General features: G+C 60.1%; 20 protein-coding genes. 4 read left to right on the forward strand and 16 right to left on the reverse strand.

The features are described 5' to 3' along the window. Genes trbL through trbB form a run of 7 tightly spaced genes read right to left on the reverse strand, consistent with a single transcriptional unit; the run spans nt 1 to nt 6271 of the window. Nucleotides 1-1260 (reverse strand): P-type conjugative transfer protein TrbL, encoded by a 1260-nt coding sequence (gene trbL, locus GDIA_RS04990; protein ID WP_012553506.1) that lies wholly within the window; start codon nt 1258-1260, stop codon nt 1-3. Between the two features lie 4 nt (nt 1261-1264). Continuing rightward, nucleotides 1265-1537 carry a putative entry exclusion protein TrbK-alt gene (trbK-alt, locus tag GDIA_RS04995; protein WP_012553507.1) on the reverse strand — a complete coding sequence of 91 codons (273 nt, stop codon included), beginning with the start codon at nt 1535-1537 and terminating at the stop codon, nt 1265-1267. Beyond that, nucleotides 1537-2283, reverse strand: a complete 747-nt coding sequence (gene trbJ, locus GDIA_RS05000; protein WP_012553508.1) for a P-type conjugative transfer protein TrbJ — start codon at nt 2281-2283, stop codon at nt 1537-1539. The genes trbK-alt and trbJ overlap by 1 nt, the downstream gene beginning before the upstream one ends. Continuing rightward, complete coding sequence (gene trbE / locus GDIA_RS05005) at nt 2280-4706, reverse strand: conjugal transfer protein TrbE (protein ID WP_012553509.1); 2427 nt, start codon at nt 4704-4706, stop codon at nt 2280-2282. Before trbE ends, trbJ begins: the two co-directional genes overlap by 4 nt. A 7-nt stretch (nt 4707-4713) precedes the next feature. Then, complete coding sequence (locus GDIA_RS05010) at nt 4714-4980, reverse strand: VirB3 family type IV secretion system protein (RefSeq protein WP_012553510.1); 267 nt, start codon at nt 4978-4980, stop codon at nt 4714-4716. Beyond that, nucleotides 4980-5306 carry a TrbC/VirB2 family type IV secretion system protein gene (locus tag GDIA_RS05015; protein WP_012553511.1) on the reverse strand — a complete coding sequence of 109 codons (327 nt, stop codon included), beginning with the start codon at nt 5304-5306 and terminating at the stop codon, nt 4980-4982. Before GDIA_RS05015 ends, GDIA_RS05010 begins: the two co-directional genes overlap by 1 nt. Beyond that, a complete protein-coding gene (trbB, locus tag GDIA_RS05020; RefSeq protein WP_012553512.1) occupies nt 5303-6271 on the reverse strand; it encodes a P-type conjugative transfer ATPase TrbB in 969 nt (322 codons plus the stop codon). The genes GDIA_RS05015 and trbB overlap by 4 nt, the downstream gene beginning before the upstream one ends. A 213-nt stretch (nt 6272-6484) precedes the next feature. On the opposite strand from trbB, the gene GDIA_RS05025 reads away from it, so the two are divergent. The 3 genes from GDIA_RS05025 to GDIA_RS18395 all read left to right on the forward strand — a co-directional run bounded on the left by GDIA_RS05025 (nt 6485) and on the right by GDIA_RS18395 (nt 8712). Further along, nucleotides 6485-6754: an HU family DNA-binding protein gene (locus tag GDIA_RS05025; RefSeq protein ID WP_012553513.1), complete on the forward strand. Its 270-nt coding sequence runs from the start codon at nt 6485-6487 to the stop codon at nt 6752-6754. A 306-nt stretch (nt 6755-7060) separates the two neighbouring features. Next, nucleotides 7061-7582: a DUF4365 domain-containing protein gene (locus GDIA_RS18390; RefSeq protein WP_012553514.1), complete on the forward strand. Its 522-nt coding sequence runs from the start codon at nt 7061-7063 to the stop codon at nt 7580-7582. Continuing rightward, nucleotides 7579-8712, forward strand: coding sequence for a hypothetical protein (locus GDIA_RS18395; RefSeq protein WP_012553515.1), 1134 nt, complete (start codon nt 7579-7581; stop codon nt 8710-8712). Before GDIA_RS18390 ends, GDIA_RS18395 begins: the two co-directional genes overlap by 4 nt. Nucleotides 8713-8984: 272 nt before the next feature. On the opposite strand, the gene GDIA_RS05030 is transcribed toward GDIA_RS18395, so the two are convergent. The 7 genes from GDIA_RS05030 to GDIA_RS05060 all read right to left on the reverse strand — a co-directional run bounded on the left by GDIA_RS05030 (nt 8985) and on the right by GDIA_RS05060 (nt 21980). After that, nucleotides 8985-12311 carry a DUF499 family protein gene (locus GDIA_RS05030; protein ID WP_012553516.1) on the reverse strand — a complete coding sequence of 1109 codons (3327 nt, stop codon included), beginning with the start codon at nt 12309-12311 and terminating at the stop codon, nt 8985-8987. Between the two features lie 20 nt (nt 12312-12331). After that, complete coding sequence (locus GDIA_RS05035; protein WP_012553517.1) at nt 12332-15238, reverse strand: DUF1156 domain-containing protein; 2907 nt, start codon at nt 15236-15238, stop codon at nt 12332-12334. A gap of 59 nt (nt 15239-15297) precedes the next feature. Further along, nucleotides 15298-18780, reverse strand: a complete 3483-nt coding sequence (locus tag GDIA_RS05040; protein ID WP_012553518.1) for a helicase-related protein — start codon at nt 18778-18780, stop codon at nt 15298-15300. Continuing rightward, nucleotides 18780-19166, reverse strand: coding sequence for a type II toxin-antitoxin system VapC family toxin (locus tag GDIA_RS05045; protein WP_012553519.1), 387 nt, complete (start codon nt 19164-19166; stop codon nt 18780-18782). The genes GDIA_RS05040 and GDIA_RS05045 overlap by 1 nt, the downstream gene beginning before the upstream one ends. Nucleotides 19167-19168: 2 nt before the next feature. Then, entirely contained in the window at nt 19169-19402 is a 234-nt protein-coding gene (locus GDIA_RS18400; protein WP_012553520.1) for a FitA-like ribbon-helix-helix domain-containing protein, read from the reverse strand. Nucleotides 19403-19566: 164 nt separating this feature from the next. Further along, nucleotides 19567-19992: a CopG family transcriptional regulator gene (locus GDIA_RS05055; RefSeq protein ID WP_211205842.1), complete on the reverse strand. Its 426-nt coding sequence runs from the start codon at nt 19990-19992 to the stop codon at nt 19567-19569. 5 nt (nt 19993-19997) lie between these two features. After that, entirely contained in the window at nt 19998-21980 is a 1983-nt protein-coding gene (locus tag GDIA_RS05060; RefSeq protein ID WP_012553522.1) for a conjugal transfer protein TraG, read from the reverse strand. Here GDIA_RS05060 and GDIA_RS19070 point away from each other — a divergent pair. Further along, nucleotides 21979-22299 carry a hypothetical protein gene (locus GDIA_RS19070; RefSeq protein ID WP_157864145.1) on the forward strand — a complete coding sequence of 107 codons (321 nt, stop codon included), beginning with the start codon at nt 21979-21981 and terminating at the stop codon, nt 22297-22299. The genes GDIA_RS05060 and GDIA_RS19070 overlap by 2 nt on opposite strands. Before the next feature lie 86 nt (nt 22300-22385). Here the strand turns inward: GDIA_RS19070 and GDIA_RS05065 are convergent, their stop codons facing one another. After that, nucleotides 22386-22679 carry a type II toxin-antitoxin system RelE/ParE family toxin gene (locus tag GDIA_RS05065; protein ID WP_012553523.1) on the reverse strand — a complete coding sequence of 98 codons (294 nt, stop codon included), beginning with the start codon at nt 22677-22679 and terminating at the stop codon, nt 22386-22388. Beyond that, nucleotides 22676-22948 carry a type II toxin-antitoxin system ParD family antitoxin gene (locus GDIA_RS05070; protein ID WP_012553524.1) on the reverse strand — a complete coding sequence of 91 codons (273 nt, stop codon included), beginning with the start codon at nt 22946-22948 and terminating at the stop codon, nt 22676-22678. Before GDIA_RS05070 ends, GDIA_RS05065 begins: the two co-directional genes overlap by 4 nt. Nucleotides 22949-23006: the final 58 nt, after the last annotated feature.

A 23006-nucleotide genomic window follows, 5' to 3' on the forward strand; every position in this document is an offset into this window, starting at 1 on the left:
CTATTCTCCTTCCGAGAGATCGACGTCATGGCCACCACTGGGCCGGTCGCCGCCCTTGATCGCCTGTGCGGCCGCCTCAGCCCCACCCTTGATCCGGTTGTTGCGCTGCATCCGGCTGGCCCAGGCGGGCGGCTTGCCGGCCGTACCCGCGCCACCGCCAGCACCAGAAGCGGTCGCACCACCCGCCCCGCCAGTCGCAGCCGCTCCGCCAACCTGATAGCTGGTGCGGACACTGGCCATGGCCCGGCGCAACGGGCTGGCGGCGGCGGACAGTCCGGCTTTCGCAACACCGACCGCACCTCCGGCCTGATAGGCGGCGGTCGTGCCGCCCGCGACAAAGGCCCCGCCACGCACTGCGGCTGCAGCGGCCCCCACGGCCAGTCCAGCCCCGGATGCGGCGGCCACGCCGGCACCAACGACCCCGGCGGCTGTAGCGACAGCGGATCCCGCGCCGAGTTGCGGGCCACCGGCGATCAGCCCGTTGGCCAATGCCGGGCCGAACACGGTCAGCCCCAGCAGCGTCAGGGAGGCGAGGATCAGGGTCAGCGCGTCGTTGATGGTGGGCGGATTATTGAAGCCGCTGGTGAACTGGCCGAACACTGTCGAACCGATACCGACGATGACGGCCAGCATCAGCACCTTGATCCCGGACGACACCACATTGCCCAGCACCTTCTCGGCGAGGAAGGCGGTGCGGCCGAATAGTCCGAAGGGCACCAGCACGAACCCGGCGAGCGTGGTCAGCTTGAACTCGATCAGCGCCACGAAAAGCTGGATCGCCATGACAAAGAAGCTGATGACCACGATCAGCCAGGCGAGCAGCAGCACCACGATCTGGATTGCGTTGTTGAAGATGGCGACGAAACCGACCAGCGAGGAAATCGAGGTCAGGATCGGCTTGCCGGCATCGATGCCAACCTGCGCCAGCCGCCCCGGCTGGAGAAGCTGCGCCTGGGTGAGATGGCCACCACCAGCCTCGATGCCGAGGCCTGCGAAGGATTCATAGATGATGCGGGCGAGACCGTTAAAATTCCCGATGATGAAGGCAAACATACCGATGAACAGGGTCTTGCGGACCAGCCGCGCCAGCACGTCCTCATCCGGCGCCAGCGCCCAGAACAGCCCGGCCAGGGTGATGTCGATGGTGATCAGCACACCGGCGAGCCAGTGGACGTCGCCCTGCACCAGCCCGAAGCCGGAATCGATATACTGGGTGAAGATGGCAAGGAAATTGTCGATGACGCCGGTGCCCTGCTGCATGGCGTCACCGTGCCGCGTCGGGCGCGAAGAAGTGCTTGCGGTTCTCGGCCCAGATCGCTTCGCAGGCCGGATCGCCATCGGCCTTCATGCCGAGCGCCTGACAATGCGCCAGACCGGTGGCCAACCGGTCACGCGAGCCCGGCGGCCCGAGATCCAGCACCGCGACGTCACGAGGAACATGCTGGAGATGCAGGGTCGCAGCGACCAGAATCAGAACGACCAGCCCGACGGCCACGAGCCGGAAGACGATCGGCGGGGAAAGGCGCGGCGCGCGCATCAGTGGAACATCTGTGCGGTGCCAGGCGTGTAGCCGGCCCCGTAATTGAGGAAATTCGCAAGCTGTGCCCTGCCCTGCTCCTCACTCTCCACCTGCCGGGCACCTTCCAGCGCCTGGGCGCGGCCCATCGCCGCCGTCACAGCGGTGAGGTCGGCAAGCTGGCGGGTTTGGAGCGCCATGAGCTGGTTGCCCGACTGCGCGGCCTGCAAGGCGCCGGTCGCGGATTGGCTCGACGTGACCAGATCGTCGATCTGGCTGCCGGTGCTGTCGAGATTCTGCACTGCACCGGTCTGCACGCGCAGATCGTCCTGATAAGCACCCCGCGCGTTCTGCCATCGCGTCTGCGCGTCACCGGTCATCTGGGCCGCCGAACCCGGGCTCGCAAGCGCCCGCGGATAGGTCTGCGAAAACGCCTGATCGATGCCGGTCAGGTTATAGGAAAGCCCCTGCGCCTGACCGACGATTGCTTCCGTCTGCGCGAACGACCGGTCCAGCGGCGCCAGCACGGAGAACGGCAGACTGGTCAGATTGCGCGCCTGGTTCTCCAGCATGGTCGCCTCATTGGTGAGGCTCTGCGCCTGCTGGTTGACCTGCTGCAATGCCCGGGCGGCAATCAGGACGCCCTGCACATGATTGGCCCCGTCATAGACCGCCCATTGCGCATGGGCCGGGACGCTCACGGCAAACGGCAGCACCAGAGCAACGCCGGACACGAAAACCGATTTCATTGTCGGCCGACTTCTCATGAACCTTCTCCCGGATTGAGCATCTCCACCGCCCACTCAACACCTTTGTGCATGAGCCATGCCGCCGCGAACCCGTCGCGCCCATGCCGGGCAAATATCCGGTCGATGGCGGCCTGGTCGTCGGGCGACGACGCGGCGGTAAAGGCGAGCGCCACTTCGGACAGGCCGAGATCGAACAGCCGGTTGCCCCGCCGAGACTGGCAGTAATAATCGCGCTTGGGCGTAGCCCGGCTGAGGAACTCGATCTGGCGGTCGTTCAGCCCGAAGCGGCGATAGATCGTGGTAATCTGCGGCTCCAGCGCCCGGTCATTGGGCAGGAAGATCCGGGTCGGGCAGCTTTCGATTAGGGCGGGCGCGATCGGGCTGGCGTCAATATCGGCCAATGACTGGGTGGCGAAGATGACGGAGGCGTTCTTCTTGCGCAGCGTTTTCAGCCATTCCCGCAACTGCCCGGCGAAAGCGCGATCATCCAGCGCCAGCCAGCCCTCGTCGATGATCAGCAGCGTCGGGCTGCCGTCAAACCGGTCCTCGATACGATGGAACAGATAAGACAGCACGGCGGACGCGGCACCCGAGCCGATCAGACCCTCGATCTCGAAGGCCTGGATATCGGCGACGCCCAGCCGCTCGTGCTCAGCATCGAGCAGACTGCCCCATGGGCCACCAACGCAGTAGGGCTGCAATGCCTGCTTCAAGGCCAGCGACTGGAGCAGCGCCGACAGGCCGGTGATGGTGCGTTCCGCAACCGGGGCCGAGGCCAGCGAGGTCAGTGCCGACCACAGATGCTCCTTGAGATCGGGCGCGACAGTGACGCCCTCGCGCTCCAGCAGGCTCGCCACCCACTCCGCCGCCCAGGCCCGTTCGCCCGGCTCGTCGATCCGCGCCAGCGGCTGCAACGCGACGGGATCGTTCCCGTCCTGCGCCAGCGCGCCGCCGAGATCGTGCCAGTCCCCGCCCATTGCCAGGGTCGCCGCGCGGATCGAGCCGCCGAAATCGAAGGCGAAGATCCGGGCGTTTGCATAGCGACGGAACTGCATCGCCATGAAGGCCAGCAGCACCGACTTGCCGGCCCCGGTCGGCCCGGCGATCAGCGTGTGGCCGACATCTCCGACGTGGAGTGCAAAGCGGAACGGGGTCGAGCCTTCAGTACGGGCATAAAATAACGGTGGCGCGTCGAAATGCCCGTCACGCTCCGGCCCCGCCCACACGGCGGAGAGCGGGATCATGTGCGCCAGGTTCAGGGTGGAGACGCAGGGCTGGCGGACATTGGCGTAGACATGGCCCGGCAGACTGCCGAACCAGGCTTCGAGCGCATTCACCGTCTCGCGCATGCAGGTGAAGTCGCGGCCCTGGATGGTCTTCTCCACCAGCCGCAGCCGATTAGCGGCGATAGTCGGGTCTTCGTCCCACACCGTGACGGTGGCGGTGACATAGGCCTGTCCGACCTGGTCGGTACCGAGTTCCTGCAACGCCGCATCGGCGTCGGCGGCCTTGTTGGCGGCATCGGAATCCAGCAGCACCGAGGCTTCGTTGGTCATCACCTCCTTGAGGATGGCCATGATCGATTTGCGCTTGGCGAACCATTGCCGGCGGATCCGGCCCAGCACTTTCGTCGCGTCGGTGCGATCGAGGCAGATCGCCCGCGTCGCCCAGCGATAGGGAAAGGCCAGCCGGTTCAGCTCGTCCAGCAGCCCCGGCCAGGTCTGGGTCGGGAAACCGGTGATGGTGAGCGTGCGCAGATGGGCGTCACCCAGGCGCGGCTCCAGCCCGCCGGTCAGTGCCTCGTCCACCAGGATGGCGTCGAGGTGCATCGGGATTTCCGGCACCCGCACCCGCTGCAGGCGCGTCGAGATACAGGAGTGGAGATACGTCAGGGTTTCGCCGTCATCGAGCCAGTCGGCTTCAGGCATGAAGCCGTCGAGCAGGGCCAGCACCCGGTCGGTCTGATCGATGAATCCCGCGACCACGGCCTGCCAGTCGGAACCGCCACGGGCGCGGTTTTCGTAAAGCCAGGCTTCCGCGCGCGCGGCATCGTCCGCCGGCGGCAGCCAGACCAGGGTGAGGAAATAGCGGCTCTCGTAATGGGCGCCCTCTTCCTCGAACTGTGCCCGCCGTTCGGCGTCGACCAGTTTGGAGGCCGGATCTGGGAACGGGCTGGCGGGATAGCCGCGCGCCGGACGGCGCTGCGCCTCGACGAACATGGCCCAGCCCGAACCGAGACGGCGCAGGGCATTGTTCAGCCGCGACGTGATCGCGACCAGTTCGGACACGGTCGAGGAGTCCAGGTCCGGGCCGCGAAAGCGCGCGGTGCGCTGGAAGGCGCCATCCTTGTTCAGCACCACGCCCCGGGCGACCAGCGCCGCCCAAGGCAGGAAATCGGCCAGCCGGTCACGGCGATGGCGGTATTCGGCAAGGTTCATCATGGCGCCCTCACCCGACCAGATGGGTGGGGTAACGCAGATGCCGTCGCACCACATCGACGAAGGCCGGATCGCGTTTTGCCGCCCAGACGGCGGCGAAATGACCCACCAGCCAGAAGAGGCCGCCTGCGATCCAGAGCCGCAGGCCGAGCCCGATGGCGGCGGCCAGCGTGCCGTTGACGATGGCCACCGTGCGCGGTGCGCCGCCGAGCAGGATCGGCTCGATCAGGGCGCGATGCACCGGGGCGGTGAAGCCGGGAATGCTGTCCGGCTCCATCAGGTCAGCGCCCCGCCCGCAAAGGAGAAGAAGGACAGGAAGAAGCTGGACGCCGCAAAAGCGATCGACAGGCCGAAGACGATCTGCACCAGGCGACGGAACCCGCCCGAGGTTTCCCCGAAGGCCAGGGTCAGGCCGGTTACGGTAATGATGATCACCGACACGATACGCGCCACTGGCCCCTGCACGGATTCCAGGATCTGGTTGAGCGGCTCCTCCCAGGGCATGTTGGAGCCTGCCGCGTAAGCCGGGGCCGACAGCAGGGCGAGCGACAGGGTGGCACCAGCCACTTCGAGATGGCGGCGCAGGACGATCATGCGGGTCATGACAAATCTCCGGCAGATGCGAGGATGTAGTCCTCGTCCGGGGACAGGCCCTGGACGGTGGCGAGTTCGGCCAACCTACGCGCGCTGCCGCGCCCGGACAGGACCGCGATCACGTCGATGGTCTCGGCGATCAGGGCGCGCGGGACGGTGACGACGGCTTCCTGGATCAACTGCTCCAACCGGCGCAGAGTGCCGATCGCAGACCCGGCGTGCAGGGTGCCGACACCGCCGGGATGGCCGGTGCCCCAGGCCTTGAGCAGGTCGAGCGCTTCGGCGCCGCGCACCTCGCCGATCGGGATCCGGTCCGGACGCAGCCGCAGCGAGGAGCGCACCAGATCGGAGAGTGAGGCGGCGCCGTCCCTGGTGCACAAAGCGACCAGATTGGGCGCCGCGCATTGCAGTTCGCGCGTATCCTCGATCAGCACCACTCGATCACCGGTTTGCGCGATCTCAGCCAGCAGGGCGTTGACCAGGGTGGTCTTGCCGGTGGAGGTGCCGCCTGCGACGAGGATGTTTTGCCGCTCCATCACCGCGCGACGCAGAAACGCGGCCTGTGCGGCGGTCATGATGCCGGCGGCCACATAATCGTCGAGCGAGAACACCGCGACCGCGGGGCGTCGGATCGCAAAGCAGGGCGCCGCTACCACCGGGGGCACCAGCCCCTCGAACCGCTCCCCACTTCCGGGCAGTTCGGCGGAGACGCGGGGGCTGGCGGGATGGACCTCGACCCCGACATGATGGGCGACAAGACGGACGATCCGCTCGGCGTCGGCGGGTGTGATCCGGGTGCCGGTGTCTTCCATCCCGCCGGCCAGCCGGTCGATCCACAACCGGCCGTCGGGATTGAGCATCACTTCGACGATTGACGGATCGTCGAGATGCCCGGCGATGGCCAGGCCGAGGGCGGTGCGCAGCATGCGCGTGCCTCGGGCGACGGCTTCAGAGCGGAAAGGAGCAACGGACACCGGGAACCCCGCGTTTGACCTCCCGAGGGAGGCAGTGGATCAGCGGGGTTGATTAGAAAGAGGCATGGTCACGCCAGCGCAACAAGTCTCTGGAGCCGTAGGGCGCTGGGATGGAAGAACTTGCATAGGGGTGTGTCGCCGTTTGAGCGGTGACGGGGCGAAAGGGCGCTGCTACCGTTTGCGGAATCGATCACGACACGGACCTGCGCCCGCATGAGCAAAGCCTTCATTGCCGCCGTTCTTCAGGACTCCCTCGCCTGCACGGGCGTGGCCGCCGCCAAGGCCGCCGACGACCTGGTCGGGGCCATTGTCGCCGAGCTGAAGCACGAGGGCGGGTTCACGCTGCCGTCTTTCGGGACGTTTTCCGTCCACAAGACCAAGGCGCGTAAGGCGCTCAATCCCCGCACCGGGGAACCGGTGAAGGTCAAGGCGGGCAAGACCGTGCGCTTCAAGGCTAGTCCGGTTCTGAAGAAGACGATCTGATCAATTGGATGCCCCATTCAGTGGCTGCCCGATGATAATTTGGGGTTCACAGCAGGAGACTGACGGCTTCAACCTTATGTTGAACATAGAGCGCGACGACTTCCATTGCAGATAACGGCCACAACTGTTTCAAAACCCATCCGCCGCGTCAAACAGCAAGTCGACTGTCCATCCTGAGGTCAAGGAGGCAGTAAGAGGACGGTGTGAAGCGTGCAGTCTGGCAGGCATGTCCGTGTGGATGGACCATTATCCTAAAAGCCGTTTATAAATTGCATGTGCAGTCGAACGGAGCAGTGGCGAAAAGAGATGATAACTCAGCAGCATGTACAGGAGAGCCTGAGTCGATCTTTTATTCATGCCATAGCGGGTTCTGCTGGTGTAAATCTGCACGTTGGTCGAGAATTCGACTATGGATTTGATGGAACCTTTCGTCCCGTAATAATTCGCGGAAAACGGAGGGTAGAATCCGGATTCCCAGTTGATTTTCAGCTCAAATGCACAAAAAGCTGGAGCCATGAAGCGAAACAAGTGGCCTACAACATCGAGACCAAGACCTATAACGATTTAGTTACCCGGGATCCTGAAGGAATTGGCGCTGTTCTGATTTTACTCTGTGTTCCAGACGATCCGGCCAAATGGGTCGAGGTATGTGAAGAATATATTAGGATGCAACGTTGTTGCTATTACACTGTCCTATCTGGAGACCCTGTCGCCCACGAGGGGTCAACTAAAAAAATTTTGATCGACCGTACAAATGTCCTTACACCAGATGCTCTGATTGGACTGTTGGCCAACGAACGTGAGCGGAAAGCGAGGGCAGCGTCATGACTGACATTGACGATCCTCAGTTCGACATCGAACCTCGGTTGATTATGCGCTATCTTCAACATGTGGGGTGGAGCGCGGGTGATTTCGGCCATAAGTTCAATAGAGTGTTCTTTAAGGACGATGCGCCTGACACCGTAGAAATATTTTTTAAAAAGCGGGCAAGTAAAGAAATAAAAAGGAAAGAGGTCTTCTTTGCCCTAAAAACTATTTCTGAATTTTACGACCGCGAGATTTCTGATGTTAGCAATGATATAAAATCGCTGTCATATGATCAGATTACAAGCAAGATCCCGAACGAGTACGTTCTAAATGATACGATTCAATTAAGAACCGCATCACAGTATATCAATCAAATGCGGGGATTCCTTGCGTCGTCTGCCACCACAGAACTGACGGGGGAACGGCATTTCAAACGGACTCGAAAGGAAGCAATGGAGTATGCTGAACAATGCCGGTTCGGACATACGTTCAGGGGAAGCTTTGGATTTTTGATTGAATCCTTCGTTGGCCTAAATGAAATGCCAACGCTAGATATTATAAGTGACAATTTGCCTCTAGGTCGACGTATCGTTGAACGCATTACACTGGGTCTTGCTGCCTATGAAGAAGCAGTTGAGACGCAGAACCCAAGCGTTATTGCAGAATGTCAGGACGGTTTTAGCGCCAACATGTGCGATGCGATGGCAGATATGATCGAGGAAACAGACGTTTCAAAAATGGTCATTGGAATAAATCTCTCGCCGGAGTGGCGGTCGAAGCGCATTACATCTAAGTCGATATTCTTCATCGAATATAAGAATATTGAACTTTTAAGGGTAGCGGCCAAGTCCATGCGCGTCGATGAAAAACCCCGCCTCGTGCAGGTTTTTGGTCGTGTTCGAAGAGTGGAAACGGACGGTAATCCTGCCGACCTATCGGAAGATACTGCGCCCAAAGAAATAGAGATCAATTGGGCAAGTGATGACAATACACTGCTGCACGTAAAGGTCATGCTCCCAAACGCTGACTACGCTGAGGCAGTCGAGGCTCACAGGTCCGGAAAGCCTGTGTCCGCATCTGGGATGCTAGTTCGTGTTGGCCGTTCATGGCGCCTTGATCAGGTTGGGAATTTCAAAGTTATGACATTTTAATAGCAGTATAATCTCATACCAATTTTGCTTCACTCGAACTCACGCCAGTTTTCATCCAGAATGCACGGATCTCGGTCTGGTTCCGAAGAAGAGAGCGCACTCGGTGAGTTCGAGCGAGGTTGAATTGGTATCAACAACGCGATGGCTCTTGAAATTAGTTTTCCACCAGTTTTTCACTTTCCAAACTGCATCCGACCATTCAGCACAAATGTACTCCCAGCCCACAAGATAATGCCATTGAGATTATCTATGACCGAATGGTCTGGCCCACCTTATTCAAACCCCATGGATTTGAATTTGAGTTGTATAGTATTGTCACGAACGACGCTGATATCTTCAGGGTCAAAGCCATCATCGCTTTCGGCTTCAACGTCCAGCGTCAACGTAACACGCACTCCCGGTGTGCGCTGTAATTCAGCAACGACTGACGTCAGTATCGTTTCGACGTTCCTCACCGTCCGAAGTGTATCCAGCGTGACACTTCCATAAAACCTCGTAGGTCGCGTTTGCTTAGGAGCCGACGTGGTATGCCCAGTCCCAGAAATTGTTGACGGCTTGCCGTCTGAATTCGGCGCAGGCAAAGAACTCGGCGAGGGAAGTTCGGCGTCGTTCTGCTGCCGTGCTTCCTCGGCACGAACAAGCACGCCATCCCGAGCCGGGACGGTCAAGGTTCTTTCAAACACAAGGTTTATGAACCGTTTCTTCTCCTCATCCCACCGATCTGCGAAACCGAATGCCGCTCCCATTCGAGATACTGAATCCGCAATGGCCTGTTCCAGCACGACACCATCACGCAATTTCGGCAGATAGACGAAGGTCGCGAACCAGTCGATGATTTCGGCGACGGAAAGCCAAGATCGGTCGTCAGGCCAGATGCCCTGCAGCACGACACGGAAATTCTCAGCGCCAAGTTTTTCCTTGATGATCCCTTCACCACCAGGCTTCAGCCGGTCATAGACCGCGACGGCGACTGGCTTGTCACCCCGGTTAGCAAGAACCTGCTGTTCGAGTTTGAACGCCTGTCCCGCAACGTCGCTGCTGATCGGATAGAAGACGTGACACCACGCTGTGCGGATCGCACGTTCCGTCGCTTCCCTGTACTGTTTTGACTTTGATGCAGCATCTTCTCTCTGCGCACCTGTAAGCTGTGCGGTGACAACCTTATCGTCAACAATGGACTGCCACGCCATTGCTCTCGCCGCGACGTCGCGGGCCTTAGAGAGCTCGTTTTCGTCAGGAGCGACGAAGATCAGCGTATTTCGAAAGCGCCGCTGTGTCGTTCTGCATCGCAGAAGCGCGTCCTGCACAGCCACGACTGCGGCGGATTCTGTAATGCTTCGTCCCAGATGACCATAAGCCGGCCCTAATACGACGAGAGACATATCCCGCGTCTCGTCCATCGCACTCGGCTCATCTGGCGCGGTATACACGCGCGCGAAATGCTCCTTGCGTTTCGTATCCTCCCGCAGTCGGCTTACAATCCAATCATCTACCTCATACGCGGGCAGCGTCTTTGCCCGATCATCAGCCAGCCGGTTCAGTGTTGGCTGTGTCGCGAACCAGTAGCGGCCGGCCTCGTCGTATAGATACGTTGCCCGTTCAGAAAGCTCCCGCAGCGCTTCGCCGAAGACAGCAAGCTGATCTCCCGGTTCAGCACAGGCAAGCCGGATTGAAGGGCCGGAGACTCCCGCGTTCGGCAACCCGACCGTAGGTGCTGAACACATGAAGATTGAGCGGGCGACGCGTGTCGCCGCACGTGCCTGGGTGATCCGTCGCTGTGGATTGGCCTCCATACGGGAAGACAATGAGCCCTCTCCATCCACTTCCGCGTCCACGACAGCACCAAAGGCAGGATCAAGAGGATAGAGCACGCTGACACGAACCCGCTCATGTCCGACCGGGACGCGAGCCGGGGTGATCAGTGGATCAGGCGTGCGCTCCTTCCACAGAACGCCGATCACGCCCGCCATGAACTGGAGAACACCACGCGTTCTCTGGAATTTCTCCAGCGTCGCCCAGTTGCGGGACAGTCTGCCGAATAATTCCGGATGAATGGGATAAGCAAGCTTTAGAAGGTCAGCATAACGGGCCTCATGAACCTCTGGCGGAAATTCAGCCTTGTTCTCCCGATACATTCGCGCGAAGGCTGCAACCGTGGCGTCCCGCACCTTTTCCCCTTCAGAATCCAGGGGCTGAAACAGACGTCGCCGTACGATCTCGTACGTCTCGTCGCCTGATGCCGGTAGCCAGGCACTCTGAACGCGTCCGAATACCTTCTCCAGCCGCAGCAGGGCGGCAGCTCCTTTTTCTCCGCCAGCTTCGGCTCGGCTCTCCGGCAACGACCCCACGACCACAATATCGCGGGTGCGGGCAGCCGCTTCCGTCAGAGACTGAATGAAGGACAGCAGAGCCTCGAAACGCCCGTCAGGTAACTGCCGGGCAAACATGGTGAGTTCATCAATCAGAATGACAGATGGGCCGCTCAGGCGGAACAGATCGACAAGCAGATCGGCTCCGGGATTGGTCCAGGCGGCTTCGGCTTCCCGCATGAGAGCCAGACCGGCTTCTCCGGCAAGACGCCAGGCGAGGTATCCCCAGAGCGTACGGATGACAGGTTCCTTGCCGCGTGTCAGCGGAACATCCGGTCCCTTCGACGAGCCGACAAATACCGCCCGCGCCGGTTTCGGCCACACAACACCACGCAGGGGTTCGGCAATTTCTCCGATCCCGGCCAGATCTTCCGGCTTATGTCCTTCAGCCAGTGCCCTTGCGAGATGGTAGATCGCCAGCATTGTGTGCGTCTTGCCGCCACCGAAGCTTGTCTGAAGTCCGATGACCGGATCGCCGCCCTGTCCCGCGAGACGCTGCATCACGGAGAACAGCACACGGCGCAGACCCTCCGTCATGAACGTGATGCGGAAAAACCCAAGCGGCGTCGCATAATCCTCGCTGATCTCCGCAGCGTCTCCCGCATCGACAGCGCCCAGGTCGGCGGCGAATTCAGACTGGCGGAAGCGGTTGGCCAATACATCCGGATGAGGGAGCGCTACATCGACCCACGGTGTAAGACGCTTGCCCTCAGCCGGAGCGGGAAAGGCTATTTCCGCGTTAGCCGGGACCGGAGCCGATGCGGAAGCCTGCGCAGGAGTGGTTTCCGGCACAATCCCGGAACGGCGTTGCTCATCATAGAGCTTCTGCACAGCTTCAACATCCTCGGACGGGGCCTGCGTGACTTTCAGAAGGCGCAGAATCTGATCCAGGTAACTGAGTGCATCGCTATCTGGGAGAGAGCCGACATTATGCGAGACGGCATTCCGTGCCATCAGGGCAGCGGACGCATAGCGGCGTGCATTGTGCTTCTCACGGAATGGAAAAGCCTCGTCAAACACTTCACGCCAGTTATCCAGCATGGTCTTGACCAGCCCGTACGCATCCAGCCCGTCATTCGGGCCAGAACCGGCGGCGCGGCTGGCATAATGCAGCCATTTCGCGCCATGCCTGTTCGCCATGTGCTGCTCGATGAAGGGGTAAAGGCCACGCTGCAGGTGATAAAGCCCGTTCTGAACGCGAAGCAGGGTTTCTTTCTGTTCGTCAGACATGATGTCCTCCTTCACACGGTTCAAAGCAGACGTGGCGTTTCTTCCGCCACGGGTGATGCAACAGGATTGGGGATTTCCGACGCCAGCCTCTCAAGGGTCGGCCATTCATCGGCCAGCGCGTTATAAACCAGTGCCTCGGCGGACCATCCCTTGTCCGTGGCGATCTGGAAGAGGCGATAGGCCAGCGCTCGTGCGGCTTCTGTCTTTCCGCCCATGCCTGCGACGAGACGGGCTGCTGCCTCCTGACCACCTTCTTTGGCCTCCAGCGTGCGGGCAACGTGCTGAACACACTCCCAGACAGTCAGCGTTCCGTCTGTCTGTGGTGACCAGCCTGCTGGAAGGTTTTCACGCGGCGTCAGTTGCGCCTTGCCGCGCCGGTCAAGAAACACCTCGGACTGGAAGAGTGAAGACAATGAGATATTCTTGGCATTGGCCAGTGTGATGAGTTCGCCGGAAGGTCGCGTGTCGAAACCATGCGAAGCGTACCAGGCCAGGGCCACCTGCGTCTCGGGATCGAAATCCGCGTCCAGCGCGTTCTCTATTTCTTCCCAGACGCGGTTGATGAGCGCCAGGGCCGTACGCACGCTCATGACGCTGTCGTCGTCTTCCAGCACGCTGGCGTATCGGGTGAAGACACCCATTCCGGGACCGATGATGGACTGCGGCATATCGACTGGCGAGACGCCATCATCGCGCAGGCGCTCACGGGCTGCGGGGAGTTCTCTACGCAACGCTCGAAGGAAGTCAGAACGGGTGATAACGCCGGATCTATCTGAACGTGTCCGACAGACAAGCACGATAGAGGAGGCAAGCGCATTTGTCCCACTAGCAATTGTTCTTGCGCCCCTTTCCGTTCTCACTGGCCATGTACCGTCAATCAATAAACCGGTATCGACGACAGCCTGCAAGAAAGAAGCCCATCCCGCTGAAGTAACTCCTTCCTGCTCAATCTCTGACTGTTTAAACGCGTAGTAGATTGTCAGAGGTTCTGTCTTGACTGATGCCTCCCGTATCGAGGCCAAAGCATCTTTCATGCCAGCCATAAAGAATGCTTCAGCCCCCTCTTTTCCGCCGTGTCGATATGGGGTCGCAATAAGCTCTTCTCTTTTGGGCGTAACAAGGCGTCGGAACAAACCGGGCCATTCGTCCGCCAGAGAATGTCTCAACCAAGTATAAAAAAAATCAGAAAGGTCAGCGTAGCCGATGTTGTCATAGTACGGCGGATCAGTGGAGATCAGAACAGGACGAACGGGAAATGAATTTGTAGCAGCGTTTATATTATAAACTACTCCCCCGGACATCGCGGGAAGGTCTCCCAATGTTCGGGAGATGCCGGCAATCGACACAGAGAAGTCCCCCGCTGCTTCAGCAAAAGCGTTAACCTCTGCAAAGTCCCATGCCATGGGCAATGCCTGTCGAGCAAAAGTAGACTTAGCTTGATCTCGAGAGGAACTCCAAAGAACAATTGTGGATGAGTAGTCGGCTATTTTACTTACACCCAATGCCAGATACGTCGCCACAGCATCCGCATAGGCGGTCGCTCCTGTGCCGCCTTCATGAAGTGGAGTTGAGGCAGTTGAACGACCGGCGGCGATGGCGTGCTGCAGCACTTTCTCGCGTGCTTCGGCGACGAGATCGGAGAATGTGGTTAGCGCCACAAGTTGACGTGGTGTAAAGAGCGATGCGAAAGTCTTTAGGCCATAAGAAATTACCCATAATGCACGTGGATCGTTAGCAATTTCTCCCTCTGGCAACCATTTTGGGATAGCAGACTTCGCTACAAGCTCGTCTGAATTCCTCGGAGATAAGTAGAGACGAGTGCGTTTACCTTCTGCAACAACAGCCATCAAACGCTCTCCAAGACGGCCTGCAACACCTTCAGCCTTGATCCAATCTCCGCTAATTGCCGCACCGGTTAAAGCACAGAGAAAATTTGCACCACGACCTGTCTTTGTTCCATTCTTCAGCTGTATTTCATCATCTTTCGATAGTTCCCCCGTCCGGACCACAAAGCGCCAGCCGTCAGACGCATTTGCGTCATGAACGATCTCCGCCCACGCCTTCTTTCCTTCTTTGGTGGACAGCATGAAGGAAGAGACCAAGGGCACCATTGCGCCTTTTGCCGCCGGGTCAGGACTGCGGACCGTTCGCGCCCAGAGCCAGGCGATAACAGTCGCTTCCGATCCATCGGGCAGCGCCGCTTTCGGGTAGAGATGGCCAATGCGCATTTCCGCCTCGTCGCGCATCCATTTGCCGTAATAGCGCACATCTTCGGCTAGTCCCTGTGCGCCGCGTCCCTGCCATGCCCCACCACGAGCAGCCTCTGCTCTCGCATCGGGATTGACGGGGGCCTGCCCCGCGAATTTGGGTGGTATCTCGACGAGTGCCTTGCCGATCAGAACGGCGACTGGGTTAAGGTCCGAGCCATAGGCACGCAGGCCGAGGCGTTGCGCTTCCAGCGGGATGGAACCACCGCCGGAGAACGGGTCATAGACGGGTGGGGCCTTTTCCTGAAGGTAGCGAAGGATGGCCTCACCGTTTTCGCGAGGAGGCGGTTCCTCCCCGATGTTCCATGCAACAGAACGGGCGATTTCCCAGCGAGCGGCATTCAGGATCGTCTCGTTCCCGCTTGCATCCCACGGAACCATCGCCCGGATGACGTCGTGGAGCCGGTTGCGTTCGGCTTCCTGCGCCTCCTCTGTCGGAAAGCGGTCGGGCCATGCGGAAGGATCGTCCACCAGTTGCGCGAACAGCACGGCGCGACAGGCGGCAAGTGGCCGACGCGCCCACCACAGATGCAACGTGGATGGATGGCCATGCCGGATGGACTTTTCCTTGGCGCTAGCGGCGTTGATCTCATCCAGCGGGAGCGACACCTCGATCAGCTTGCGTCGAATAGTCGGGTTGGGCCGGGTCGAGGTGGACATGGGAAACTTTCTTTACGTACACAGGAAACAGGGAATGATAGACGGAAAGGCGGGCAACGTCAGGAGGGCGGTGCGCCCTGTCCCAGAAGATCGTCTATATCGAACACGACAGCGGTCTCTCCGAAGCCGGGCTCACGGTGGCAGAAGCGGCGGACATACACTGGTGCATGGGCAAAGCCGCTTTCCACACGCACCACGGCAAGGATGTAGGCGTCCGGGCTGTTGAGCGAGGCGAGTAGTTCGTTTTTGGTCACGATGATATGGGTTCCGTCAGCATGACGGCCCTTGACCTCAATGAACCGGAGGTGGCCGGTTGTTCCATCCCGACTTTCAATGTCCCAGCCTTTTTTCTCGGCTGACACATCACGCGGATCGTTTCCGAGTGCGCGCTCGGCTGTAATCACGGCCAGCATCGCATAACGTTCGATCTCGGCACGGGCGATCGGGTCTTCCGAGAACGCCATCGGCGTGACCGGAAGCGCATTTCGCTGCTCCAGCAGGCCACGGGGGATAATCAGGGCAGCCCCCCGGAGGACCGGAGAAAGCGGGCTGATCTGACGTTCCCGATCCAGCTCCGTCTGCCGTTTATAGAGACGGTCTGTCAGGCGCTGGGCTGTCGCCTCCGCATTGGAGGCGTTGATGCGCTGATCCTTGCCAGCCCGTTCCTCTTCGCGCAGGCGGGCTGCACGGGCATCCCAGTAGTTGATTTCGCGTGTCAGGCGGGCGCGCACCTCATGCTCGATCTTGTTGATTTCCGGCAGGCGGCGCGTCCGCACTTCCTGCAAATGGGCTGGTACGAGATGGGCTATGGCATAGGTGATGGCGCGTTCTTCCACCTGGCCCGAAAGCCAGGAAGCCTGTGCGATCTCGCTGAGAGCCGCACGTTCGGCCTCGGTCGCTGGGCGCGTGTCCAGATAGGGCGCCGGGCCACCATCCTGCGCCGAGCCATCCTCACCCAGATAGACAAACTGCAGGCGCTGGGAGATCACGCGCGGCTCGCCGGATGGCGTGGAGCGCCCATCGCGAATGGCATGTTCGAGATAGGCCAAGAGGCGCGGCTCTACGCTTTCATCGGCCTCATCAATGAGGATTGCGCCCTGTTGAAGGAGTGGACGGAAGCGTTCCAACGTAAGGTCGAGAGTGGCCTCGAAGAGTGGATGCCCGGGAGCGAGCAATTCGGCCTGTGGACGACCTGCGATCAGGCATTTATCGAACACAACCCGTGCATAACGATCCAGAACCGGGTCACCTCGCCCAATAAGGCGGTCGCGGTGCTTGAGAGCGGAGGGGACACGCATGACTTCAAAACGACCGGCCTCGCGTTCAGACATCCTGCCGCCGAGAAGGGAAAAAGCCTCACGAAAGAAAGCGCCGACAAAATGGGGCTGCAGGCGCATGGCCTCGGCCCGCTCCATCTGGTCGCGGATCGCGGCGACTGAGGTTGCGGCCATACCCTCGGACGTGAGTTTGCGTTCTTCGACAAGCCTGTTGATGGCGTCCACATCGACAGCGTTTTCCACCGACTGGAACAGACGTGCGCGGATTTCCGGCCGGTCCCCGTAACGGACTGCCTCAACCAGAAGATCGCGCAAGGCGTTGCCCTCGAAGAGGTCACCCAGTACGTCGTACACCTTGCCACCAAGCGCGGCCCGGGCTTCTTCCAGCTTGTCGAGAAGACGCTGATAGACTTCGCCCTCGCGTGTATTGACAGCACAGAGGTTCCATAAGTGGCAGATTTCTGTCTGACCGATACGATGGATGCGTCCAAACCGTTGCTCAATCCGGTTGGGATTCCAAGGCAGGTCATAATTGACCATCAGATGAGCGCCACGCTGGAGATTGACGCCTTCACCGGCAGCATCGTTGGCGATCATGACCCGCACCGCCGGATCAGAATTGAAGGCAGCCACGGCTGCACGTCTTGCCTCGCGTGTGATCCCGCCATGAATTACGACAACGGAGTCAGGTTCTCCAGTACGGGCGGCTATCCTGTCACGGAGATATTCCAGCGTGTCCTTGGGTTCGGTAAAGATCAGAATCTTGCGTCGGGCACCGGTATGGGAATCAACCATAATCGGATCATCTAATATGGCCTCAAGCTGGCGCCATTTCGTGTCCTCGCCGGACAGCTTGAGACGCAGAGCCTGCTCTTCAATGTCACGCAGAATCAGAATTTCGGCTTCAAGTTCCGCAACTGTAGCCGCAGCGGTGGCCCGATCGGCGATCGTGTCCTCCATATCTTCCGCTTCGGTTGCCGTCGCCTCATCCAGATCGTCGAGATCATCTGACGGTGTGTGGTGGCGCAGGATGCTGTCCCGATGGAGCCGTTCCTCACGGAGCCGCGCTTCCAACCGTTTACGGCGTCGCTCCAGCGAGCGGTGTATTGCAGCGGCGGATGAGGCCAGGCGTCTCTGAAGAATCTGGAGAGCAAAACCGACATTGCCCTGCCTTTGACCGTCTCCGATCCTGTCGGCACGGTTCATTTCCTCGCGAACGTAAGAGGTAACGGCCTGATAAAGATCAGCTTCAGCCGGAGAGAGTTCGTAGGCAACGGTGTAGGCGCGACGCTCGGGGAAAAGTGGCGTGCCATCAAAGCGGAACAGCTCTTCCTTCGTCAGACGACGCATCATGTCCGAGACGTCCGCTTTCCGCACGCCTTCGCGAAAGCGTCCTTCGAATCGGTCGGAGTCCAGAAGACCCATGAAAAGCTGGAAGTCGGCTTCCTTGCCATTGTGGGGCGTTGCCGACATCAGAAGCAGATTGCGTGTGTGTGCTCCGAGAAGCTTTCCGAGTTTGTAGCGTCTTGTCTCTTTTACCTCCCCGCCGAAATAGGAAGCGGACATGCGGTGTGCTTCGTCACAGATCACGAGATCCCACTCAGGCGCGGCTTTCAGACGTGCCTGAAGGGCATCAGAACGAGCCGCCATGTCGAGGCGAAGAATAAAACGGTTACGCTCGGCAAAAGGATTTCCCGTGACAGAGTTTTCAACCTGATCACGGGTCAGAAGATCAAACGAGAGGGCAAACTTTTCCGCGAGTTCTTCCTGCCATTGCTCGACCAGACTGCCCGGCGCAACAATCAGGCAGCGTTCCATATCCCCCCGGATCAGCAGTTCCTTGATCAGCAGGCCCGCCATGACGGTCTTGCCAGCGCCCGGATCGTCAGCAAGCAGGAAGCGCAGCGGCTGGCGCGGCAGCATCGCGCCATAAACGGCAGTGATCTGGTGCGGGAGCGCTTCAATACGTGACAGCGTAATCGCGAGATAGGGGTCAAACAGATGTGCAAGACGCAGACGCCACGCTTCCGACACAAGGCGCAGGAGTGCACCGTCCGCATCGAACGCATAGGCTCGACCAGGCTGGACAAGCTCGAACGGAATCTCATCGCCTCGATACAGCAGCCGTTCGCCGATTTTTCCATTGACCCGAAAAACAAGATTGAGCGCATCAGGTCCGAAACTTCGCACCTGAATGATTTCAGCTATTCCGCCAGTATCAAGGCCACGAACATGAGCGCTTGGCTGGAGTTGTCCGAACTCCATCAGCGCGTTCCGGCCATTGCTGTGGCTTCGCGAAGCTTGCGGTCAAAAGTGACAATCTCTGCATCCAGAACGCGGGCTAGCCAGAGATAACTTGCGTCGTAGGCGGTCAGTCCGGTCTTTTCGGCAACCAGAACGACCTCACCCTGATTCACTGCGATTTCTCGGATCCCGAGTTGCTTTCGTAAATTGAACGCTGAAAGCAGTTTATCACGCTGTTCAGGATGTCGGCGACACTTGATCAGGCAGACATTCGCCAGTTCAAACTGTAGCAACGGAGGCGCTGCGAGTTTGCAGTCATTCATAAGCGCCGCAGCCTCTTCACCTTCCGGCTCCCCGAAAAGGAGCGCTGCGACAACCGACGTATCAATCACTTTTATAATGCTCATTTTTACGCGCGAGCATCACGATCATGACGCACCATCTCTGTCGATTCTGAGGGGGTGGCGACTCCCATCATCCGGATTTCAGCAAGGACGCCGAACACCGATTGTTCTGGTTCATGGGCTACGGCGGCTTCGATGATGGCCATAAGCTCACCCTGAAGAGACCGATGATGGCGTTCAGCACGCATCCGGAGCTTCTGGACAAGGTCTTCCGGGGTGTTCTTGATCGAAAGATTCATCTTTTCGCCTCCATAATGGAACCATTTTGGAAGCTAGTCCCTCTTGACTTAAAATGCAAAGGGATCAATCGAGATTGGATAGCCTAGTCGATCGGCGCACTCGGAGACCGTTCACACGTCCCTATCAATTTCTTCGTATGTTAAACCGGCGATGATCTACCGAGTCAGGTATCCAGCCCTTCCGCAAGGGCCCCAATGTCCAGCCGAACCTCATCCTCCAATGTTTTCCCTCTGGCAAGCTTACGCCCGACTGCCTCGATAAACCCGTCATACCGCTCCCGCCCCTTGCTTTGTGCCGCAGCAAGGGCTGCATCGGGCAGTGGGGGAGTGCTGGTCAGCCAGAACCGCACGAACACGGCGAGCGATTCATTGGAGATCGTCACCCGCCGCTCCATGCGCTCCAACTGTCGTGTCATCCGGTCCAGCCGCCGGGCCAACGCCGCCTCCAATCGTTCCGGGCCGTCCGGCGACAGAAACGATGCCAGCGCCGTCTCCACGATCAGCGCCTGCGGCACTTTCTTGCGGGCAGCGTAATCGGCTAATTTTGTGCTGAGATCGGGCGGCAGCCGGATCGTGTGCTTGATTCGCATAGCAGTCATAGCCCCATCCGATCGCCAGGATCGAGCGAAACCTGACGCGCGAGACCCCGCTCACCGCACCGCAAGGTCTGTGCCCGCTTCGCATCGTCCTCGGGTTCATCCTCCGGCGGATCAAATTCATGCACCGGCTTCCTCGGTGCCTGCACCACCTCTTCCTGTTCCGGCAGTTCCGGCTCACGGCGGATGCCGGCATTGGCGGGATCATCATCCGCATTCCCGGCAGGAAGCGGCTGGACCACATCAGCCCAGTCCCCTGGCGGCTGCGGCCTGATGGGCGGCGTTCCTTCGGGAGATGGCGGTGGCTCGAACCGGGGTGGCGGGAGGATGCGCGCGGCCAATTCTGCATCTTCGAAATACCGCGCCTTGCGCGCCCGGACCGGCGGACAACCCGAGACCAGCACCAGTTCCTCGTCTGGGGAAAGCTGCATGATTTCGCCGGGCGTGAGCAAAGGCCGCGCGGTCTCATGGCGTGTCACCATCAGATGCCCGAGCCACGGCGACAGCCGATGCCCGGCATAGTTTTTCGCATCCCGGATCTCGGTCGCGGTGCCGAGCGCATCCGATACGCGCTTGGCGGTCCGCTCATCATTTGTGGCGAAGCTGACCCGGACATGGCAGTTGTCGAGGATAGAATTGTTCTGCCCATACGCTTTCTCGATCTGGTTCAGGCTCTGGCCAATCAGGAAGCTCTTGATACCGTAGCCCGCCATGAAGGCCAGCGCACTCTCGAAGAAATCCAGCCGCCCGAGCGCCGGGAATTCATCGAGCATCAGCAGCAGCCGATGGCGTCGTTTCGCCTCCAGTTCCTCCGTCAGTCGGCGGCCAATCTGGTTCAGTACGAGCCTTACCAGCGGCTTGGTGCGGCTGATGTCCGAAGGCGGGACCACCAGATAGAGTGTGGCCGGATGGCTGCCGGCGACAAGATCGCGGATGCGCCAGTCGCAGCGCCGCGTCACATGCGCCACGACCGGATCGCGATACAGGCCGAGAAACGACATGGCGGTGGACAGCACGCCGGAGCGTTCATTGTCGCTCTTGTTGAGCAGTTCGCGCGCCGAACTGGCAACGACCGGATGCACGCCCTTCGCCCCGAGATGCGGCGTGGTCATCATGGCGCGTAGCGTGGTCTCGATGGCGCGTTTCGGGTCGGAGAGGAAATTGGCTACCCCGGCCAAGGTCTTGTCCTCCTCGGCATAGAGGACATGCAGGATCGTGCCGACCAGCAGCGCATGGCTGGTCTTTTCCCAGTGGTTCCGCTTCTCCAGGGCGCCTTCGGGATCGACCAGCACGTCTGCAATATTCTGCACGTCGCGGACCTCCCGCTCACCGCGCCGGACTTCCAGCAGCGGATTGTAGGCGGCGCTGGCCAGATTAGTCGGATCGAATAGCAGCACCCGGCCGAAGCGCGAGCGCCAGCCGGCGGTCAGCGTCCAGTTCTCTCCCTTGATGTCATGGACGATGGCGGAGCCCGGCCACGTCAGCAGCGTCGGCACCACCAGCCCGACGCCCTTGCCCGAGCGGGTCGGTGCAAAGCACAGCACATGTTCCGGCCCGTCATGGCGGAGATAGACATCGGCCGAGCGGCCCAGCACCACCCCATCGGGGGCGAGCAGTCCCGCCCGACGGATCTCACGCGGATCGGCCCAATGCGCCGAGCCATAGGTGGTGGCGCGTTTCTTCTCACGAGCGCGCCAGACGGACATCGTGATCGCGATGATGACGGCGGCCACACCGCCTGCCGCCGCGATATACCCGCCCATCGTGAAGATGTCCGGAGCGTAGGCGTCGTAGGCGAACCACCACCAGAAGAACTCCGGCGGGTAATAAACCGGCCAGCCGAGCAGCGTGACCCACGGCGCGCCAAGCTGCGGCTGGAAGCCGAGCCGCCAGGCAGTCCACTGCGTCGCGGCCCAGGTAAAGGCGAGGATCACGGTGCTTACCGCACACACCGATCCCCAGAGGATCTTGGTCTGGTTCATGACAGGAACCGACCAAACGGCTCGATTTCCCGATACTCAAGACCTAATTGAAGCGCTTTGGTTCGCCGGACGGGAGCGGATAATAAACGGACGGTTTCCGGACGACCTTCACGGCGGCAAGAATATCGAGAATCGTGCGTTTGCTGACGCCGCTTCGCTCGCCCTGCTCCAGCAATCCGACAAGCGTCCGCTCGTCTTGATGATTGGCTGGATAACGGATCGGTGGCGCCTTATTTCGCCTTGCCATGCAGGGAAACCCCGATTGCCTTGTCGTCGTATGTGGGAAAGAACCCGTTACGATAAAGATGCCTCCGTTTGAGGATCGCACCCGCATTCTGATCGTTGTGAGGGCGTCGAAGTTCATCGTCATTGACAACCGCTGCGCGTAATCCCACGGCCCTGACTCTACGAGTCAAATATCTGCGGCAGATCCCGTGCGCCATGAAGCACGCGGACGATGCGTACCTCATCGACCAGTTCACGGAAGAACAGCAGATAGCGGCCGTGAACAATGACCCTCAATCCGGGGCTCATCTCATCGCGCGCCGGAAAGCTCTCCGGATGCTGTGCCGCGGTGGCTGCCTTCGCTTCCAGTTCGGCAACGAAGCTCATGGCCCGCTCGGGATTGTCTTCGGCGATGTAAAGCGCGATCTCCAGAAGGTCGGCACGCGCGGCGGGAGCAAAGCCGAGCCGCTTCATCCCTGCGAACGGCGCCGGGCAATCGCGTCCCGCAATTCGGCGAAGACGGTCTCGGCCGGGATGCTCGACCCGCTTTCGTCGCCTATCCTGATCGCTTCCCGCAGGGCATCGAGATCACGACGGTCGGTATCACGTCGGCGCATCCATTCGCGCAACGCCTCGCGCACCACCTCGCTGGTCGAGGCGTATTCGCCACCGTCGACGGACTGGCGCAGGATCGCCGCCATCTCGGACGGCACGGTGATGGTCATACGTTCGATCGTGGACATGAAGCGGCTCCTCCCAAGTGAGCATACTTCATCATACTTATGAAGCAGCCGCTTTGTC

This window comes from Gluconacetobacter diazotrophicus PA1 5, assembly GCF_000021325.1.
Classification (GTDB): Bacteria; Pseudomonadota; Alphaproteobacteria; order Acetobacterales; family Acetobacteraceae; genus Gluconacetobacter; species Gluconacetobacter diazotrophicus.

What these genes read in the sequence shown, in the direction of transcription:
- GDIA_RS18395 (WP_012553515.1), top strand. Translation starts at nt 7,579, where the DNA reads ATGACTGACATTGACGATCCTCAGTTCGACATCGAACCTCGGTTGATT.
- GDIA_RS05040 (WP_012553518.1), bottom strand. Translation starts at nt 18,780, where the DNA reads ATGGAGTTCGGACAACTCCAGCCAAGCGCTCATGTTCGTGGCCTTGAT.
- GDIA_RS05045 (WP_012553519.1), bottom strand. Translation starts at nt 19,166, where the DNA reads ATGAGCATTATAAAAGTGATTGATACGTCGGTTGTCGCAGCGCTCCTT.
- trbE (WP_012553509.1), bottom strand. Translation starts at nt 4,706, where the DNA reads ATGATGAACCTTGCCGAATACCGCCATCGCCGTGACCGGCTGGCCGAT.
- trbL (WP_012553506.1), bottom strand. Translation starts at nt 1,260, where the DNA reads ATGCAGCAGGGCACCGGCGTCATCGACAATTTCCTTGCCATCTTCACC.
- GDIA_RS05070 (WP_012553524.1), bottom strand. Translation starts at nt 22,948, where the DNA reads ATGTCCACGATCGAACGTATGACCATCACCGTGCCGTCCGAGATGGCG.
- GDIA_RS05025 (WP_012553513.1), top strand. Translation starts at nt 6,485, where the DNA reads ATGAGCAAAGCCTTCATTGCCGCCGTTCTTCAGGACTCCCTCGCCTGC.
- GDIA_RS05055 (WP_211205842.1), bottom strand. Translation starts at nt 19,992, where the DNA reads ATGCGAATCAAGCACACGATCCGGCTGCCGCCCGATCTCAGCACAAAA.
- trbJ (WP_012553508.1), bottom strand. Translation starts at nt 2,283, where the DNA reads ATGAGAAGTCGGCCGACAATGAAATCGGTTTTCGTGTCCGGCGTTGCT.
- trbK-alt (WP_012553507.1), bottom strand. Translation starts at nt 1,537, where the DNA reads ATGCGCGCGCCGCGCCTTTCCCCGCCGATCGTCTTCCGGCTCGTGGCC.
- GDIA_RS05030 (WP_012553516.1), bottom strand. Translation starts at nt 12,311, where the DNA reads ATGTCTGACGAACAGAAAGAAACCCTGCTTCGCGTTCAGAACGGGCTT.
- GDIA_RS05010 (WP_012553510.1), bottom strand. Translation starts at nt 4,980, where the DNA reads ATGGAGCCGGACAGCATTCCCGGCTTCACCGCCCCGGTGCATCGCGCC.
- GDIA_RS05035 (WP_012553517.1), bottom strand. Translation starts at nt 15,238, where the DNA reads ATGTCCACCTCGACCCGGCCCAACCCGACTATTCGACGCAAGCTGATC.
- GDIA_RS05015 (WP_012553511.1), bottom strand. Translation starts at nt 5,306, where the DNA reads ATGACCCGCATGATCGTCCTGCGCCGCCATCTCGAAGTGGCTGGTGCC.
- GDIA_RS18400 (WP_012553520.1), bottom strand. Translation starts at nt 19,402, where the DNA reads ATGAATCTTTCGATCAAGAACACCCCGGAAGACCTTGTCCAGAAGCTC.
- GDIA_RS05060 (WP_012553522.1), bottom strand. Translation starts at nt 21,980, where the DNA reads ATGAACCAGACCAAGATCCTCTGGGGATCGGTGTGTGCGGTAAGCACC.
- GDIA_RS19070 (WP_157864145.1), top strand. Translation starts at nt 21,979, where the DNA reads ATGACAGGAACCGACCAAACGGCTCGATTTCCCGATACTCAAGACCTA.
- GDIA_RS05065 (WP_012553523.1), bottom strand. Translation starts at nt 22,679, where the DNA reads ATGAAGCGGCTCGGCTTTGCTCCCGCCGCGCGTGCCGACCTTCTGGAG.
- GDIA_RS18390 (WP_012553514.1), top strand. Translation starts at nt 7,061, where the DNA reads ATGATAACTCAGCAGCATGTACAGGAGAGCCTGAGTCGATCTTTTATT.